Origin of the sequence: Actinomadura sp. HBU206391 (assembly GCF_014323665.1) — a bacterium.
GTDB lineage: Bacteria > Actinomycetota > Actinomycetes > Streptosporangiales > Streptosporangiaceae > Actinomadura_C.
The window spans coordinates 1-17,392 of sequence record NZ_JABVEB010000020.1 but is presented as its reverse complement, the minus strand read 5'-3'; the positions used below and the strand labels follow the sequence as shown (position 1 = coordinate 17,392).

The following is a 17,392-nucleotide window of genomic DNA, read 5'->3' as shown; positions in this document are numbered from 1 at the left end:
CATCCCCGACTTCGCGCTACAAGATCAGAGATGGTCCGATTTTCATCTATCCTGACGTGATGTCGATCACCTACTGTGAGCTGCGACCATCGCACAGCGAGCCGGCGACATCACCCATGGCCAGGCGATTACCGAGCGTGGCAATCCAATCGCGGTGCGAATATGGCGCGAAACCGTACAGATATAGGTTTCAGACGATTACCCGGACGGGAAAAGGATCTCTGGCAGCTGTTCAGCGCCGACCACGCCAGTAGGAAGATCCCGCGATGCCGTCTGAGATTCCTCAGCCGCTGACCACCGGGCGTGACGTGACGGAGATTCTGACACGTACTCGCGGATTGGTGGCACCGGCGTTGCGGAAGGCCGTCCAACAATTGCATCCGCACATCGGCGGAATGGCGGGCTACGCGCTCGGCCTGCGCGAGGTCGACGGCACCTCCCGGGTCACCCCGAGCGGGAAGGGCCTGCGCCCGGCGATCGTGCTGCTTTCCGCGCGAGCCGTGGGCGCGCGTCCCGAGGCCGCCATCGACGGCGCGGTGGCGGTCGAACTCCTCCACACGTTCTCACTCGTGCACGACGACATCATGGACGGCGACGAACGCCGCAGGCATCGTGACACGGTGTGGAAGGCCTACGGAGTCGGGCCCTCCGTCCTCACCGGCGACACGCTGCTCGCGCTGGCGATGGACACCCTGGCGCAGGCCGGCACCCCGCAGGCCTCGGCGGCCCTCCGGCGGCTTTCCGCCACCCTGGCCGAACTGGTCCAGGGCCAGGCCGAGGACGTGGCCTTCGAAGTGCGCCCGTGGACCGGCCCGGACGCGGTCACCGTCAAGGAGTACATGGCGATGGCCGGTGGCAAGACCGGCGCGCTCCTCGCCTGCGCGGGGGCCCTCGGGGCTCTACTCGGTGGCGGCTCCGCCTCGGCCACCGCCGCGATGTCGAAGCTCGGCCGGCATCTCGGGCTGGCGTTCCAGGCCGTCGACGATCTGCTCGGCATCTGGGGCGACCCCGAAGTAACCGGCAAGCCGGTCTTCAGCGATCTGCGGTCCGGCAAGAAGACCCTCCCCGTCGTCGCCGCACTCGCCCACGACCGCGACGGCACCTCAGGCCTCGCCGCGTTGCTCGGCTCGCGTACCGACGACGTGACGCTGCGGCGGGCGGCCGGACTGATCCGGGAGCTCGGCGGCCTGGCCTACACCCGCGAGCAGGCCGAACTGCACGTCCACGAGGCCCTGCGCCTTCTCGACATCCCGGAGCTCGACCGTACGGCGGCCGGCGAGCTGGCCGCGCTCGCCAGGTTCCTGGTCGACCGCACTCACTGAGGCGACATCGTGCCCTGGCGGTACGCGGTCGCGTTACTCGGCATACAAGGCCCGCACGCTCGAGACGACACGCTCCGGAAGACCCGACGCGGACGACACCGCGCGGACGGCTCGCGGGCCAGGATCAGGCCCGCGAGCGCGCTGGTCACGTCAGTCCGAGGAGAAGGCCGCGTCGAAGGCGACCGCCGGCGGCTCGATGGCGACCAGCTTCCGTACGAAGGACAGGGCCTCGGGGGCGCCGAGCAGGCGATCCATGCCCGCGTCCTCCCACTCGATCGAGATCGGGCCGTCGTAGCCGATCGCGTTGAGCGCGCGGAAGGAGTCCTCCCAGGGCACGTCGCCGTGCCCGGTGGAGATGAAGTCCCAGCCGCGCCGCAGGTCGGCCCAGGGCAGGTGCGACGACATCCTGCCGCGCCGGCCGTTGCCGGTGCGCACCTTGGCGTCCTTGCAGTCGACGTGGTAGATCCGGTCACTGAAGTCGAACAGGAAGTTCACCGGGTCCAGGTCCTGCCACACGAAGTGCGACGGGTCCCAGTTGAGCCCGAAGGCGGGGCGGTGCCCGATCGCCTCGAGCGTCCGTACGGTCGTCCAGTAATCGTAGGCGATCTCGCTGGGGTGCACCTCGTGTGCGAACCGCACGCCCTCCGCGTCGAACACGTCCAGGATCGGGTTCCACCGGTCGGCGAAGTCCTGATAACCGCGCTCGATCATCGACTCGGGCACCGGCGGGAACATCGCGACGGTGTGCCAGATCGACGAGCCGGTGAACCCGACGACGGTGTTCACCCCGAGGCGGGCCGCCGCGCGCGCGGTGTCCTTGATCTCCTCCGCGGCCCGCTGCCGAACGCCCTCCGGGGAACCGTCGCCCCAGATCCGGGCCGGCAGGATCCCCTGGTGCCGCTCGTCGATCGGGTTGTCGCAGACCGCCTGCCCGACCAGATGGTTCGAGATCGTCCAGACCTTGAGGTTGTGCTTCTCCAGCGTCTCGAGCTTGCGCGGCACGTAGGAGTCGTCGGCCAGCGCCTTGTCGACCTCGAAGTGATCACCCCAGCAGGCGATCTCCAGGCCGTCGTACCCCCATTCCGAGGCGAGCCGGCAGACCTCCTCGAAGGGGAGATCGGCCCACTGTCCGGTGAACAGGGTGATCGGTCGGGGCATTCTTACCTCCACGCGGTTGATTCGCCGCCCATTTCAGGCGGCGGAGAAGACCTGATCGCTGATGAGCCGGGTCGCCCCGATCACCCCGGCGGTGTCCCCCAGTTCGGACAGCACGATCGGCAGATTGCCCGTCGCGAGCGGAGCCGAACGGCGGTAGACGACGCTGCGGATCTCGGCGAGCAGGGTGTGCCCGAGTCCCCCGGCCACCTCGCCCGCGATGATGACGAGGCCGGGGTTGAAGAAGCTGACCAGCCCGGCGAGCACCTGGCCGACCCGCCGTCCGCCCTCGCGGATCATCTCGACGGCCACCGGGTCGCCGGCCTGGGCGGCCTCTGCCACATCGGCCGCCGTGAGCTCCCCCGCCTGGGCGAGCCGCTCGGCGAGAAAGGCCGAGTCACCGGCGCGCGCGGCGACGAGCGCGTCCCTGGCGAGGGCGGCGCCGCCGAAGAAGGCCTCCAGACAGCCGGGATTGCCGCAGGCGCACGTGGGTCCGCTGTCGTCGACCCGGATGTGCCCGATGTCACCGGCGGAACCGGACACCCCGCGGTAGATGGCCGAACCGACGACGATGCCGCAGCCGATCCCGGTGCCTATCTTGACGAGAAGGAAGTCGTCGACCGACTTCGCCAGCCCGGCGTGCAGCTCGCCCAGGGCCATGATGTTGACGTCATTGTCGACGAGCACCGGGCAGCCCAGTTCCTGGCTGATGATCTCGCGCACCGGGAACCGGTCCCAGCCCGGCATGATGGGCGGCACGACCGGCCTGCCTTCGAGGAAGCTGACCGGTCCGGGCACGCCGACGCCAAGCCCGTGGATGTTCGGCGCGAGGCCTTGGTCGCGGAGCTTGGCGAACAGATCCAGTGCCCGCTCCAGGACGACGTTCGGCCCCTGCCGTACGTCGCAGGGCTCGGCGAGATGGCCGAGGATCTCCATCTCTCCGTTGGTGACGGCCACGTCGATCGAGGTGGCCCCGATGTCGAGCCCCACGAACCGCAGGCGCGAGGAGAGCCGGACGATGCCCGAACGACGGCCGCCCCGCGAGGCGGCCAGGCCGGCTGGCTCGATCATCCCCAGTTCGATCAGCCGGTCCAGCTCGACGGCCAGTTTGGACCGCGACAGCCGCACCACGTCGCCGAGTTCGGCGCGCGACCGCGGGCCGTCATCGCGGAGCAGGCCCAGCAGCCGCGCCTGGTGCCTGTTCTCCGGCCGAGACGTCATCCGCATCACACCGCCCCCTCTAGCGTGAAGGTATCCACTTTCGCTGGAGATGAGAATACCTTTCCCCGGGTTCCGTCGATCTTCGCTCTGCTCAAGGACAAAGATCGGGCCCGGACCCGCCCACGCGCTCCGCGACCGGCGCGCTTCGCCCCACCGCTACTCGCCGGAGAAGACCTGGTCACTGCTGAGCCGAGCGGCCCCGATGACGCCCGCCGTGCCGCCCAGCTCGGACAGCACGATGGGCATGTTGCCGGTGGCCAGCGGCAGAGAGCGGCGGTAGACGACGCTGCGGATCTCCGAGAGCAGCGTATGACCCATCTGCGCGACGCCGCCGGCGATGATGACCAGGCCCGGGTTGAAGAAACTGACCAGGCCGGCCAGTACGTGACCGACCCGGCGACCACCCTCGCGGATGAGCATGGTGCTCGTCGGGTCACCCGCCGCCGTGCCCGCGGTGACGTCAGCGGCGGTGACGACCCCGTTCTCGGCGAGCCGCTCGGCGAGATAGGGCGACCGGCCCGCCCGCGCGGCCGCCTCAGCGTCACGGGCCAGCGCGCCGCCGCCGAAGTAGGCCTCCAGGCACCCCGTGTTGCCACAGGAACACCGCGGCCCGGAGTCGTCGACCCGGATGTGCCCGATGTCGCCCGCGCTGCCCGACGCGCCGCGATAGATCCTGCCGTCCACGACGATGCCGCAGCCGATGCCCGTGCCCAGCTTGAGCAGCAGGAAGTCGGCCACCGACCTGGCCGGCCCGGAATGCAGCTCGCCGAGCGCCATGACGTTGACGTCGTTGTCGAGCATCACCGGGCACCCGAGCTTGTGACCGAGTTCCTCGCGGACCGGGTACCGGTCCCAACCCGGCATGATCGGCGGCATCACCGGGACGCCGGCGCGGAAGCTCACCGGGCCGGGCACTCCGATGCCCACCCCGTGGATCTCCGGCGCGAGACCGCGGTCGCGCAGCTCGTCGAGCAGCGCCATCGCCTTGGCGAGCACCACGGCGGGCCCTTCGCGCACGTCGAACGGCTCCGCCACGGAGCCGAGGATCTCCAGGTCCCCGCCGGTGACCGCGACGTCGATGGAGGTCGCCCCGATGTCGATGCCGACGAAGCGCAGGCGGGAGGCGAGCCTGACGATGCCCGAGCGGCGGCCGCCGCGCGAGGGGGCGAGACCGTCGGCCTCGACCAGCCCGAGATCGATCAGACGGTTGACCTCGCTGGACAGTGTCGACCGGGAGAGGTCGACCGCCTCGCCGAGTTCGGCGCGCGAGCATGGGCCCTCCCGCAACACCCGCAGCAGGCGCGCATGGTGCGCGTTCTCCGGACGCACTGCCATCCGCGTGCCCTCCGTGTCAGATCACGTCTTGATATACGAGTTCGATGCCGGTCAGTGTTTGTTCTCGGAACGTAGTCACTTTCGCGAAGTGTGGAAAGAGTTTTAGCAGAATTGAACAAACTTCTATCCTTATCTAGACAAAGTCTCATTTCGAGCGGATTCTAAGGGCGCCGGGACCTCATCCAGTGAGGGGAGTTGCCGCGATGGGGCGTACTGGGGTGTGGTTGGCCGGTGCCCGTGGGTCGGTGGCGAGCACGGCCATCACCGGGGCCTTAGCGATACGCGCGGGACTGGCCGACCGCGTCGGCCTGGTCTCGGAGGCCCCCGGATTCCCCGCATTCGACCTGCTGCCCGGCCTCGCCGACCTCGTCTTCGGTGGCCACGATCTCTCCGGAGTCCCGCTGACCAAGCGGGCACAGCAACTCGCCCAGGCCGGCGTGATCCCGGCCGGGCTCCCAGCCCGCCTGCACGGCGAGCTTGCCGCGGTCGACGCCGACATCACCACCGGCGGCGCCGACGGCCGGACCCGCAGCCCCGCCGAGACCCTGCGACGGATCTCCGCCGACATCGCCGCCTTCCGTGACCGGCACGGGCTCGACCGGGTGGTCGTGGTGAACGTCGCCTCCACCGAGCCGCCCACGCCCGCTCGGCCCGAGCACGCGACCCTCGCCGACCTCACCCGCGCCATCGGCCTCGGCACGATGGTGCTGCCCGCGAGCGCCTGCTACGCCTACGCGGCCTTCGACGCGGGCTGCGGCCATGTCGACTTCACACCGTCGATCGGCGCGCGGCTGCCCGCACTCGCCGAGCTCGCGAGGGAACGCGCGGTGCCGTACGCCGGCAGTGACGGCAAGACCGGCGAGACCCTGCTCAAGGCGGTGCTCGCCCCCATGTTCGCCGGCCGGCATCTGCACGTGGGCTCCTGGTCGGGGACCAACCTGCTCGGCGGCGGCGACGGCGCCAACCTCGCCGACCCGCAGACGGCCGCGAGCAAGCTCGAGTCGAAGCGCCGGCTGGTCGACGAGACGCTCGGTTATCCCGTCGAGGGTCCTCTGCACATCGACTACGTGGCCGACCTCGGCGAGCAGAAGACCGCCTGGGATCACGTGACCTTCCAGGGTTTCCTCGGCGCCCGCATGACCCTGCAGTTCACCTGGCAGGGCTACGACTCGGCGCTCGCGGCGCCGCTGGTCCTCGACCTGGCGAGGCTCGTCGCGGCTGCGCACGCCGCCGGGCGGGCGGGGCCGCTCCCGGAGTTGGCGTACTTCTTCAAGGATCCGATCGGCACCTCGGTCCATGACCTGGCGGCGCAGTACGACATGCTCCGCTCCTTCGTCGCCCAGGGCTGCACATGAGCGACGCGCGCGGCGGCGACCAGGCAGTGGAGCGCCCGAGCGGACCGAGGGGACCGAGCGGACCGAGCGGACCGAGCGAGCCGAGCGGACCGAGCGGACCGAGCGAGCCGAGCGGGCCGAGGCGGTCCAACCCGGTCGAGGATCTGCTCGAGTTGGTGCGTGCCCCGGCCGCGCTGTCGGTGCCCGGCGACATCCTCTGCGGAGCGGCGGCGGCCGGCGTACCGCACAGTCCCCGGACCGCCGTGCTCGCCGGCTCGGCCGTCTGCCTGTACTGGGCCGGCATGGCGCTCAACGACTTCGCCGACCGGGACGTCGACGCCGTCGAACGGCCGGAACGCCCGATTCCGTCCGGACGGGTGCGGCCGGCGACCGCATTGGCCGTCGCTTCGGGGCTGACCGGGGCCGGGCTCACGCTGGCCGCCGCGGGCGGCGGGCGGCGGGCCCTGGCCTTCGCGGTGCCGCTGGCCGCCGCGATATGGGGCTATGACCTGGTGCTGAAGGCGACACCGACCGGGCCGGCCGCCATGGCGACGTGCCGCGGGCTCGACGTCATGCTCGGCGCGAGCACCGGCCGGCCGGGCTCCGCGCTGCCGGCCGCCCTCGCCGTCGGCACCCACACGTACGCGGTCACCCTGCTCAGCCGCAGCGAGGTCGGCGGCGGCACCTCGCGTCAGGTGAAGGGGGCGGCCGCGGTCGGCGGGCTGGCCGTGCCCGTCGTCGTCGCACAGATCGTCGCCGGACGCCGCGGCGGCGGCGCGGGGGCGGCGGCGGGGCTGCTCGGCCGATATGTCGTCTCGGTCGGCGGCGCGCAGCTGGCGGCGGCCCGGCGGCCGAGCGCCGAGCGCGTTCGCCACGCCGTCGGCGCCGGCATCCTCGGCCTGATCCCGCTGCAGGCCTCGCTCACCGCCGCGAGAGGGCGGCCCGTCACCGCGCTGGCCCTCGCTGCGGCTCATCCCCTGGCCCGGCGGCTCACTCGGAAGGTCTCCGCCACATGACCCTGCGTTTCGGCTATGGCACCAACGGGTTCGCCGACCACCGGCTGGACGACGCGCTCGCCGTCATCGCGGGCCTCGGGTACGACGGCGTCGCGCTGACCCTCGACGTCCGGCACCTCGACCCGTTCGCGACCGGCCTCGCCAGGACGGTCGACAAGGTCGCGTCGCGGCTGGGAACCCTCGGTCTGTCCGTGGTGATCGAGACGGGGGCCCGCTATCTGCTCGATCCGTGGCACAAGCACCAGCCCACGCTGGTGTCCGAGGTCTCCGAGCCGCGGGTCGACCTGCTGGTGCGGGCGGTACGCATCGCCGCCGACCTCGGCGCTCAGGCCGTCTCGTTCTGGAGCGGCACCGCGGCCGATTCGGCGCCGGACCGGATTCTCTGGGACCGGCTCGTCCGCGGCTGCGCCGAGGTGGTGCGGGAGGCCGACGCGAGGGACGTGATCCTCGCGTTCGAGCCCGAGCCCGGCATGTTCGTCAACACCCTCGACCGCTACGAGCATCTCGCGCGGCTGCTCGGCGACCCGGACCGCTTCGGGATCATGCTGGACATCGGGCACTGCCGGTGCCTGGAACCGCAGCCGGTCGCCGACTGCGTGCGGCGGGCCGGCCCGCGACTGGCGGGCGTTCAGATCGACGACATGCGGCGGGGGGTGCACGAGCACCTGGAGTTCGGCACCGGTGAGATCGACTTTCCGCCGGTACTGGCCGCGCTCGGCGAGGTGGGCTACCACGAGCTGGTGGCGGTGGAACTGCCCCGCCACAGTCACGCGGCGCCCACGATCGCCCGCCGGTCGATCGAGTTCCTCAAGGCCGCGGAGAGGCACGCCGAAGGGAGTGAGGGGCACCGCCCCCGGCAACGCGATGACACATGATGAGACGGTGACGCGTGACGGGCCGCGCGCGGAGCTCACCTCCGCCGTGGAGCCGCATCTGACGGCCGAGGCGGCGCGGTGGCTGAGCGAGGCGCGCGAGCGGATCGCGGCCACGGCCGATGCCGCCGCGACGGTGCTGCCGGCCGTGGGTCGGCGGTGCGGCCGGGGACCGCTCGACGCCGCCGGACCCGGTCCGGCCGGCTGGAGCGTCGACGACGCGGCCCGGGTGCTGCTGCTGCTCGAACTGCCGTGCACGGGCGACACGCTCGCGGCCCGGCTGACCGACCTCTACCGGTACGGCGACGCCGGCGAACGCCGTGGCGTGCTCCGCTCACTCGCCGCGTTCGACGCCGAGCTCGGCGACGGCGCACTGCCGTTGGTGCACGACGCGCTGCGCACCAACGACACCCGGCTGGTCGCCGCGGCACTCGGCCCGTACGGCGGCGCGCGGCTGGCCGACCACGCCTGGCGGCAGGCGGTGCTCAAGTGCGTGTTCGTGGGAGTGCCACTGGCCGTGGTGGACGGTCTCGACCGGCGCGCCGACGCCGAGCTGGCCCGGATGATGGCCGACTACGCCCAAGAGCGGGCCGCCGCCGGACGCGATGTCCCGGCCGACGTCGCCATGTTCCTCGACGACCCGCCGGCACCCGACACACGGTCCCTCGAATCCCCCGACCGGGAGGTTTAGGTCCAGTGCGCATCTTCGACCCCCACATCCACATGTCATCGCGGACCACCGACGACTACGAGCGGATGCACGCCGCCGGCGTGCGGGCGCTGGTCGAGCCGGCGTTCTGGCTCGGCCAGCCGCGTACCTCGGTGGGCTCGTTCGTCGACTACTTCGACGGGCTGGTCGGCTGGGAGCCGTTCCGCGCCGGCCAGTTCGGCATCCGGCATTTCTGCACCATGGCGCTCAACCCGAAGGAGGCGGGCGACCCGCGCTGCCGGCCGGTCCTGGAGCTGCTGCCGCGCTATCTGGAGAAGGACGGCGTGGTGGCGGTGGGCGAGGTGGGTTATGACTCGATGACGCCCGAGGAGGACGAGGTCTTCGCCCACCAGCTCGCCCTCGCCGTCGACCACGACCTGCCGGCCCTCGTCCACACGCCGCACCGCGACAAGGCCGCGGGCACCCGCCGTTCGCTCGACGTGGTGCGCGAGTCGGGCATCCCGCCCGAGCGCGTGGTGATCGACCATCTCAACGAGGTGACCGTGGGGCTGGTCGCGGGCAGCGGGTGCTGGATGGGGTTCTCCATCTATCCCGACACCAAGATGGACGAGGACCGCATGGTCGCCATCCTGCGCGAGCACGGCACCGAGCGGATGCTGGTCAACTCCGCGGCCGACTGGGGCCGCAGCGATCCGCTGAAGACACGGCGCACCGGCGAGGCCATGCTGGCCGGCGGGTTCACCGAGGCCGACGTCGACCAGGTGCTGTGGCACAACCCGGTGGCGTTCTACGGCCAGAGCGGACGGCTGGTACTGGACGAGGAGCCGGTCGACTCCGGCGCGCTGTTCGCCGGAAACTCGGTCCTGCGCGGCGGCCGGTCCTGAGGGGGCGGCATGCGGCTGCGACATCCGGACGGGAGCACCGTCCATCTCGCCTACTGCGCCAACGTGCATCCCGCCGACGATCTGCCGGGCATCCTCGACCGGCTGGAGCGCTACGCCATGCCGGTCAGGAAGCTGCTGGGCGTCCCGCGGCTGTCGGTCGGGCTGTGGCTGCCCCGGCCGGTCGCGGCCGCACTCGCCGCCGACCCCGAGGCGGTGCGGCCGCTTCGCGCCGCGCTGGCCGCCGGCGGCCTCGAGGTGGTGACGCTCAACGGCTTTCCCTACGAGGGGTTCGGCGACGCGGTGGTGAAGACCGCCGTGTACCTGCCGGACTGGGCCGCCCCGGAGCGGCTCTCCTACACCCTCGACCTCGCCCGCGTCCTGACCGAGCTGCTGCCCGCCGACGTGGCACGGGGCAGCGTGTCGACCCTGCCGCTCGGGTGGCGGCCCTGGTGGGACGGCGGTCGAGCCGACGCGGCCCGCCGCCACCTCGACGCGCTCGCCGCGGGTCTGGCGCGGCTCGAGGCCGAGACCGGGCGCACCGTCCGGGTCGGTCTCGAGCCCGAGCCCGGATGCGTCGTGGAGACCACCGCCGACGCGGTCGAGCACCTGTCCGGCCTCGACACCGACCGGGTGGGCGTCTGTCTCGACGCGTGCCATCTGGCCGTCGCGTTCGAGGACGCCGGCGCCGCGGTGGCCCGGCTCGGCGCGGCCGGCCTGCCGATCGTCAAGACCCAGGCCTCGGTGGCCCTGCACGCCTCGGCGCCGGGCGCCTCACGCGACGCCCTCGCCGCGTTCGCCGAACCGCGTTACCTGCACCAGACGCGGGCCCTGGTGGCGGACCGGGTGCGGGGCGTCGACGATCTGCCCGACGCCCTCGACGGCGCCGGGCGGCTGCCGCCCGGCGCTCCATGGCGGGTGCACTTCCACCTGCCCCTGCACGCCGACCCGCCCCACCCGCTGGCCGGCACCCGCGCGGAGCTGACCGGCACCCTGCGCGCGCTGCTGGCCGGGCCGACCGCCCGCACCGACCACGTCGAGGTCGAGACCTACACCTGGTCGGTGCTGCCGGACGACGCGGTCGCCGCCGGGCGGCCGGCCGGGTCGTCCGCCGCGGCCGCCGAAGATCGGCTGATCCGCGGGATCGCCGCTGAGCTGGACTGGACCCGCGGCGAGCTGCTGAAGCTCGGCCTCGCGGAGGAGGAGACCCCGTGACACCCCTCGTCGTGCTCGATGTCGTCGGACTCACCCCCCGGCTGCTCCCCTACATGCCCCACCTGTCCAAACTGGCCGCCGACGGGTTCCAGGCCGAACTCGGCACCGTGCTGCCCGCCGTCACGTGCACCGTGCAGTCCACCTTCCTCACCGGAACGCTGCCGCGCGAGCACGGGGTGGTGGGCAACGGCTGGTACTTCCGCGATCTCGGCGAGGTCCTGCTGTGGCGCCAGCACAACGCGCTGGTCCAGGGCGAGAAGGTGTGGGACGTGCTGCGGCGCGACCGCCCCGGCTACACGGTGGCCAACGTCTGCTGGTGGTACGCCATGGGAGCGGCGACCGACTGGACCGTCACTCCACGCCCCGTCTACTACGCCGACGGCCGCAAGGAACCGGACTGCTACACCTGGCCGCCGTCGCTGCACGACCGGCTCACCGACCGGCTCGGCACCTTTCCCCTGTTCACCTACTGGGGCCCGGGCGCGGGGCTGCCGTCCTCCCGCTGGATCTGCGCCGCGGCGCAGTTCCTGATCGCCGAGGAGCGGCCCGACCTGACCCTGGTCTATATTCCGCACCTCGACTACGACCTGCAGCGATGGGGTCCGGACGACCCGCGGGCCGCTCAGGCGGCGGCCGACCTGGACGCCCTGCTCGGACCGCTGCTGGCCGCCGCGCGCGAGCGGGGCGCGACCACCGTGGCGCTGTCGGAGTACGGCATCACCTCGGTCTCCCGCCCCGTGGAGGTCAACCGGGCCCTGCGGCGCGCCGGGCTGCTGGAGGTGCACACCCAGGACGGGATGGAGTACCTCGACCCATGGGCCTCGCGGGCCTTCGCGGTGGCCGACCACCAGATCGCGCACGTGTACGTACGGGACGGCGCGGACCTGCCCAGGGTGCGCGAGGTTCTCGCCGGGCTCGACGGCGTGGCACAGATCCTCGATTCCGCCGGCAAGGCCGAGCAGGGTCTCGACCACGAGCGATCCGGAGATCTGGTGGCGCTGGCCGAACCCGACGCCTGGTTCGCCTACTACTACTGGCTGGACGACGACCGCGCCCCCGACTTCGCGCGGCTGGTGGACATCCACCGCAAGCCCGGGTACGACCCCGCGGAGCTGTTCCTGAACCCGGCCGACAAGGCGGTGAAAGTGAAGGCTGGGCTCGCGCTCGCCCGCAAGAAACTCGGCATGCGCTATCTGATGAGCGTGGTGGCGCTGAACGGCTCCGCGGTGCGCGGCAGCCATGGCCGGCTCCCCGCCGACCCGGCCGACGGCCCGGTGCTGCTCTGCTCCGACCCCGCCGCGGCCCGGGAGCGCTACCACGCCACGGAGGTCAAGGACCTGCTGGTGCGGCTCGCCCGGGAGTGAGCCGCACCTGCCAGAGAGCACCGGCCGAAGACGGCACCCCGCCGAACGGAGCCGTCAGCGGTCCCGGAACCGTGGGGGTCGTTTCTCCATGGCGGCGGCGACCCCCTCGGCGAAGTCCTCGGTGAAGAAGGCCATCGTCTGGGTCCGGTTCTCGACGGCCAGGTGCTGCCGCAGCGTCGGCCCGTCCAGCGAGAGGTTGAGCAGTTCCTTGGTGTGCCGCAGGCCGTAGGGGGATCTGACGAGCAGTTCCTCGGCGAGTTTCAGCGCGGCCGTCAGGTCGCCCTTCTCACCGGTCACCTCGGTCAGCATCCCCAGTTCATGCGCCTGCGCCGCGGTGAGCGTCTGCGCGCGGTAGAGGATCTCGGCCGCCTTGGCCGGTCCGACCACGCGGGGCAGCAGCCACGACAGCCCGACGTCTCCGCCGGACAGTCCGAGGTTCAGGAACGGCGAGACGAATCGCGTCGACGGATCGGCGATGCGGAAGTCGCACGCGAGGGCGAAGGAGACGCCCATGCCGGCGACCGGGCCGTGCAGTGCCGCGATCACCGGCTGCGGGATCTCCCGCAGCCGGGCCACGACCTCCCCGCCGCGGGCGATCCCGCGGTAGATCCGCTGCGGCCTGCCCTCCGGCTCCGGCTCGCCGCCCGCGCCGTCCTGCGGGGGCGAGCCCTCCGGCCCGGCGTCATCGCCCTGGATGTCCATCCCGGCGCAGAAGCCGCGGCCCTGCCCGGTGAGGATCACGATCCGGGTTGCGGTGTCGCCGGCCAGCGCGTCCAGAGCGGTGTGCAGCTCTTCGACGAGCCCGGGCGTCACCGCGTTGAGCCGCTCAGGGCGCGCCAGCGTGAGCACCGCCACCCCGTCGCGCCGGTCAAAGATGAGATCCGGCATATCCCTCCTCGGGACGATCCGGTGGCCGGCCGGCCGGGCCGGCGCCCTTCGGAGCCGGCCCCCCGACGCCCGGCCCTGCGACGCGGCGGCGGGTTATTTCAGCGCCTCGAAGGTCGCGGCCGTCTGCTCCCCGATGTTCTTCGGCACGATGTACGGGCTTTCGGCGTTGATCTGCTGCCAGTTGTCCCGTACGTCCTCGATGGTGAGGCCGTCCTTCTTCGTGAAGCCGGCGCCCTCGGCGACGAACACCCGCGCGATGCGGCCGCCTCCGACGGAGTAGGTCTCGCCCGTCGATTCGACGCTCTCGTGCGCCAGCCAGGCGACCAGCGGCGTGACGAGTTCGACGCCGAGCTTGTCGGCGAACTCCGGCGGGAACAGGTCCTCGGTCATCCGGGTGTAGGCGACGGGCGCGATCGCGTTGACCTTGACGCCGTACTTGGCGCCTTCGATCGCCAGCGTCTTGGTGAGGCCGACCAGCCCCATCTTGGCGGACGAGTAGTTGGCCTGTCCGAAGTTGCCGAACAGGCCGGAGGGCGAGGAGGTGTTGACGATGCGGCCGTAACCCTGATCGCGCAGGTGCGACCACGCGGCCCTGGCGACGAGGAATGAGCCGCGCAGGTGTACGGCGATGACCGCGTCGAACTCCGCGGCGCTCATGTTCTTGAAGGACTTGTCGCGCAGGATCCCCGCGTTGTTGACGACGATGTCGACCTTGCCGAAGGCGTCGAGGGCGCTCTGGACGATTCCCTGTGCGCCTTCCTCCGTCGCGACGTTCCCGGTGTCGGCGACGGCCTGCCCGCCGTTCTTGGTGATCTCATCGACGACGTCCTGCGCCGGGCCGCTGGAGCCGCCCCCGCCGTTCACATCGCCCCCGAGATCGTTGACGACGACCTTCGCGCCGCGCGCGGCGAGTTCCAGAGCGTGCCGGCGGCCGAGGCCGTGCCCCGCGCCGGTGACGACCGCCACCCGCTCATCGAACCTGAGTTCCGTCATCCCGAGTCTCCTCATCGCCTGCGCCGGGTGAATGCCCCATGTTCACGCCCACGTTATCCACGTGGGGTTACCCGTGTGGTACCACCTGACCGAATCTCGCTCGGTGCCGGGTCCGAAGGGACGAAAACCGCAGATGTCATGAATCTGACGATAATTACTGGGCAGGCCGGTAACGTCCATCACCACCTTGGACGCCCCCACGGAGGAAGATCGCCATGCGCGCAGCGTATGAGACCGCCACCGGGACAACGACCCGGTACCGCGTCGTCCAGTGGGCGACAGGAGCGGTTGGACGCAGCGTGATCCGAGGTGTGATCGAGCGTCCCGAGTTCGAGCTCGCGGGCGTGCGCGTCTTCGACCCGGCGAAGGTCGGAGTCGACGCGGGCACCCTGGTGGGCCGGCCGCCCGCAGGAGTGATCGCCACCGACGATCCGTACGAGATCCTCGCGCTCGACGCCGACTGCGTGATCTACGCCCCGATCATCTCGCAGGCCATCGGCGGGGATCTGCGCAAGGACCTACAGACGGTCTGCGAGCTGCTGAGCTCGGGCAAGAACGTCATCAGCCTGGCCGGGATGCTCTATCCGTACGCCCGCGGGCCGGAGTTCACCTCCGAGCTCGAGCGCGCCTGCAAGACCGGCGAGACGTCGGTGTTCGGCACGGGCGTCAACCCCGGGTTCACGACCGAGGTGCTGCCGCTCGTGCTGTCCGGCGTGTGCCGGCGGGTCGATCACATCTACGTACGAGAGTGCGCGGACTTCTCCGGCCATCCGTCCCGCCTGCTCATCCACGAGATGGGCGGTCTCGGAAAGAGCGAGGAGGAGTATCTCAAGGCGCTGCCGACCTACCGGGGGGCCATGCGCGACCTGTTCACCGAGAGCCTTCAACTGGTCGGCGCGGGGCTCGGCGTCACGCTCGACCACGTCGACGTCAGTCACGAGTACCTGCTCGCCGATGAGGACTTCGAGATCCAGGCCGTGCCCATTCCGAGAGGCACGGTCGCAGCCGGCCGCTGGACCTTCTCCGGGATGGTCGGCGGCCGCCCTCTGGTGACCATCGAGTGCGTGCACAAGTCCGATGCGCGCCGGGTCACCGCCTGGGAGTCACCCGGCTATGCCGTGCGCGTGCACGGCCGGCCCTCGGTCACGCTGACCGCCGACGAGGACTGGGTCTCCAACGGCATCACCGCCGCGGCCGCCTTCGCGGTGAACGCCGTCCCCGCCGTGTGCGAGGCGGCACCCGGCATCCGTACGTTTCTCGATCTGCCCGTGCTCACCGGCCGCGCGGCCGGGGTGTAAAGGCAGCCCCCAGCCAGCCGAGGTGCAACGGCCGGCGTCACCCGACCGAGGTGTAACGGCAGGCGTCACCGGGCCGGGTTGTGACGGCGGGCGCCAGCCGACGGCACCGCACGAACGCCGGCCCCAGCGGCTACACCCCCGGCGCACCCCGAACAACTGCATGATCACGGCAGGACTTCCTCCGCCGTGATCATGCAGTTGTTCGCATCCGACGCGCCGTCGGCGCTCGCCCGAACCAGCACCCAACTCCCGATCACGATCGACGACAAGCCCCGCGCAACCTCAGTACGACCCCAGCTCGACAAGGGCCAGCCGGTGCCCTGCGGTACGGCCCCTGGCTCGACGAGGGTCGGCCGGCGTCCTGCGGCACTGCCCCTGGCTCGACGAGGGTCAGCCGGCGTCCTGTGGTGCGTCCTCGGCCGCCGTCACGGTCCTGGCCCTGCGGACCGCCTTGGTCGCGGAGGTGCGGCTGCCGCCGATCTCATCGGCCGCCTCATCGACCATCTTCGCTGCGATCCGCTCGCCCACCGGCTCACGACGGTGCCTGCGTACCGACCAGATCACGGCCGCGGCGATCGCCAGCACGGCCGCGGCGGCGGCCAGGCCGCGGCCCAGCAGCTGAGCCGTGTGCTCGAAGGCGGTGCCGAGGAAGAATCCGCCGAGAGTGAATCCGACGCCCCAGGTGAGGCCGCCGATGGCGTTGAAGAGCAGGAACTTCCGATAGGGCACCCGGGCACTGCCGGCGAGGGCGGGCATCAGCGCACGTAGCAGCGCGGTGAAGCGGCCGATGAAGACCGCGAAGGCACCTCTCCTGCGGATCAGCTCCTGGGCCTTGCCCACCTTCGACCGGTGCTTTCGCATGGCGCGGGTCTCCAGCAGCCGCGGCCCGAACTTGCGGCCGATCTCGTATCCCACCGAGTCGCCCACAATGGCCGAGATCACCACGATGATGAGCAGCAGCGGCATCGAGAGCCGGCCCTGGCTGGCCAGCACGCCACCGACGATGATCGCGGTCTCTCCGGGGAAGACGAATCCGAAGAAGAGCGCCGCCTCGGCGAACACGAGTGCGGCGACTATGCTGTAGATCAACGGCGAGGGCAGGCCCTGCACCAGGTCGTTGAAGGTCTCCAGCATTCGCGATCAGCCTCCCGGCTCCGTCCGGCTGGAAACAGACTAGCGACGACTGAGACCACCGGCCCCTTCCGCGCCGATCGCGGCGCCGCGATCGGCTCGTGCTGCGCGCGGAATGTGGCGGTTCCAGGTCCTCGCCGACGGCCGGGTCGTGACTACTCTCACCTTCGCGCTACCGATATCGGCCGTCGCCGTGGCGGGATCTTGCCCGATCGAGGCGCGAAAATCGACGAAGATCACCGATAATCGGTGTTGTGCGGACGTGTGACAGACGGCATGCCTCCGCGCCTCCTACAGGCGAGTAGCCTTGAGTCGATTCAGAACCTACCTGCGAGCTGCGGAAGAGGGCGATCTCCGCCGTGTCGACCGAGTCGTCGCGCACCCCTGCCGACCTGAGCAAGGCCGATTTCGGCCCCAACGAGTGGCTGGTGGACGAGCTCTACCAGAAGTACTTGGAAGACCCGAATTCGGTCGACCGAGCCTGGTGGAACTTCTTCGCCGACTACCGGCCGGACTCCCGTCCGGCCATGAAGGCCACTCTCGATGGCGCCCCCGCGGCGCCGGCGGCCGCACCGCCGACCGAGCCGGCACCGCCTCCCGCCCCCGCCAAGGGAGCGAAGCCGTCCGAAGGAGCGAAAAAGGCCCCCGCCCCCGCCCCCGCCCCCGCCCCGGCACCGGCGCCCGCCAAGGCCGCCGA

At 71.3% G+C, this 17,392-nt stretch carries 16 protein-coding genes; 10 read left to right on the top strand and 6 right to left on the bottom strand.

Features of this window, described 5'->3' with window-relative positions:
• Positions 1–266: 266 nt before the first annotated feature.
• Positions 267–1,322, top strand: a complete 1,056-nt coding sequence (locus HKK72_RS10415; protein WP_187234090.1) for a polyprenyl synthetase family protein — start codon at positions 267–269, stop codon at positions 1,320–1,322.
• 150 nt (positions 1,323–1,472) lie between these two features.
• Here the strand turns inward: HKK72_RS10415 and HKK72_RS10410 are convergent, their stop codons facing one another.
• The 3 genes from HKK72_RS10410 to HKK72_RS10400 form a co-directional block, all read right to left on the bottom strand.
• A complete protein-coding gene (locus HKK72_RS10410; RefSeq protein ID WP_187234089.1) occupies positions 1,473–2,480 on the bottom strand; it encodes a sugar phosphate isomerase/epimerase family protein in 1,008 nt (335 codons plus the stop codon).
• A gap of 33 nt (positions 2,481–2,513) precedes the next feature.
• Positions 2,514–3,704, bottom strand: a complete 1,191-nt coding sequence (locus HKK72_RS10405; RefSeq protein ID WP_222720558.1) for an ROK family transcriptional regulator — start codon at positions 3,702–3,704, stop codon at positions 2,514–2,516.
• Between the two features lie 150 nt (positions 3,705–3,854).
• On the bottom strand, positions 3,855–5,033 hold the full coding sequence (locus HKK72_RS10400) for an ROK family transcriptional regulator (protein ID WP_187234088.1): 1,179 nt from the start codon (positions 5,031–5,033) through the stop codon (positions 3,855–3,857).
• A 203-nt stretch (positions 5,034–5,236) separates the two neighbouring features.
• Between HKK72_RS10400 and HKK72_RS10395 the strand changes: the two genes are divergently transcribed.
• The 7 genes from HKK72_RS10395 to HKK72_RS10365 are packed head-to-tail and all read left to right on the top strand — an operon-like array spanning position 5,237 to position 12,385.
• Complete coding sequence (locus tag HKK72_RS10395) at positions 5,237–6,388, top strand: inositol-3-phosphate synthase (protein ID WP_187234087.1); 1,152 nt, start codon at positions 5,237–5,239, stop codon at positions 6,386–6,388.
• The gene (locus HKK72_RS10390) at positions 6,385–7,383 is read left to right on the top strand and encodes an SCO3242 family prenyltransferase (protein WP_187234086.1); all 999 of its coding nucleotides are present in this window, start codon (positions 6,385–6,387) and stop codon (positions 7,381–7,383) included. The genes HKK72_RS10395 and HKK72_RS10390 overlap by 4 nt, the downstream gene beginning before the upstream one ends.
• Entirely contained in the window at positions 7,380–8,258 is an 879-nt protein-coding gene (locus tag HKK72_RS10385; RefSeq protein WP_187234085.1) for a sugar phosphate isomerase/epimerase family protein, read from the top strand. The genes HKK72_RS10390 and HKK72_RS10385 overlap by 4 nt, the downstream gene beginning before the upstream one ends.
• 7 nt (positions 8,259–8,265) lie before the next feature.
• Entirely contained in the window at positions 8,266–8,946 is a 681-nt protein-coding gene (locus HKK72_RS10380; RefSeq protein WP_315987177.1) for an EboA domain-containing protein, read from the top strand.
• Between the two features lie 5 nt (positions 8,947–8,951).
• Positions 8,952–9,809, top strand: a complete 858-nt coding sequence (locus HKK72_RS10375) for a TatD family hydrolase (protein ID WP_187234083.1) — start codon at positions 8,952–8,954, stop codon at positions 9,807–9,809.
• Positions 9,810–9,818: 9 nt separating this feature from the next.
• Entirely contained in the window at positions 9,819–11,021 is a 1,203-nt protein-coding gene (gene eboE / locus HKK72_RS10370; RefSeq protein ID WP_187234082.1) for a metabolite traffic protein EboE, read from the top strand.
• Positions 11,018–12,385, top strand: a complete 1,368-nt coding sequence (locus HKK72_RS10365) for a nucleotide pyrophosphatase/phosphodiesterase family protein (RefSeq protein ID WP_187234081.1) — start codon at positions 11,018–11,020, stop codon at positions 12,383–12,385. Before eboE ends, HKK72_RS10365 begins: the two co-directional genes overlap by 4 nt.
• Positions 12,386–12,439: 54 nt before the next feature.
• Here HKK72_RS10365 and HKK72_RS10360 read toward each other — a convergent pair whose 3' ends face one another.
• Positions 12,440–13,273, bottom strand: coding sequence for an enoyl-CoA hydratase/isomerase family protein (locus tag HKK72_RS10360; protein ID WP_187234080.1), 834 nt, complete (start codon positions 13,271–13,273; stop codon positions 12,440–12,442).
• A 93-nt stretch (positions 13,274–13,366) separates the two neighbouring features.
• On the bottom strand, positions 13,367–14,266 hold the full coding sequence (locus tag HKK72_RS10355) for an SDR family oxidoreductase (RefSeq protein ID WP_187234079.1): 900 nt from the start codon (positions 14,264–14,266) through the stop codon (positions 13,367–13,369).
• A 299-nt stretch (positions 14,267–14,565) separates the two neighbouring features.
• Between HKK72_RS10355 and HKK72_RS10350 the strand changes: the two genes are divergently transcribed.
• A complete protein-coding gene (locus HKK72_RS10350; RefSeq protein WP_315987176.1) occupies positions 14,566–15,564 on the top strand; it encodes a dihydrodipicolinate reductase in 999 nt (332 codons plus the stop codon).
• 390 nt (positions 15,565–15,954) lie between these two features.
• Here the strand turns inward: HKK72_RS10350 and HKK72_RS10345 are convergent, their stop codons facing one another.
• Positions 15,955–16,698, bottom strand: a complete 744-nt coding sequence (locus HKK72_RS10345) for a DedA family protein (RefSeq protein WP_187234077.1) — start codon at positions 16,696–16,698, stop codon at positions 15,955–15,957.
• A gap of 356 nt (positions 16,699–17,054) precedes the next feature.
• On the opposite strand from HKK72_RS10345, the gene HKK72_RS40810 reads away from it, so the two are divergent.
• Positions 17,055–17,392 (top strand): 2-oxoglutarate dehydrogenase E1 subunit family protein (locus HKK72_RS40810; protein WP_187234076.1); only part of this gene is annotated, 338 nt, incomplete at its 3' end.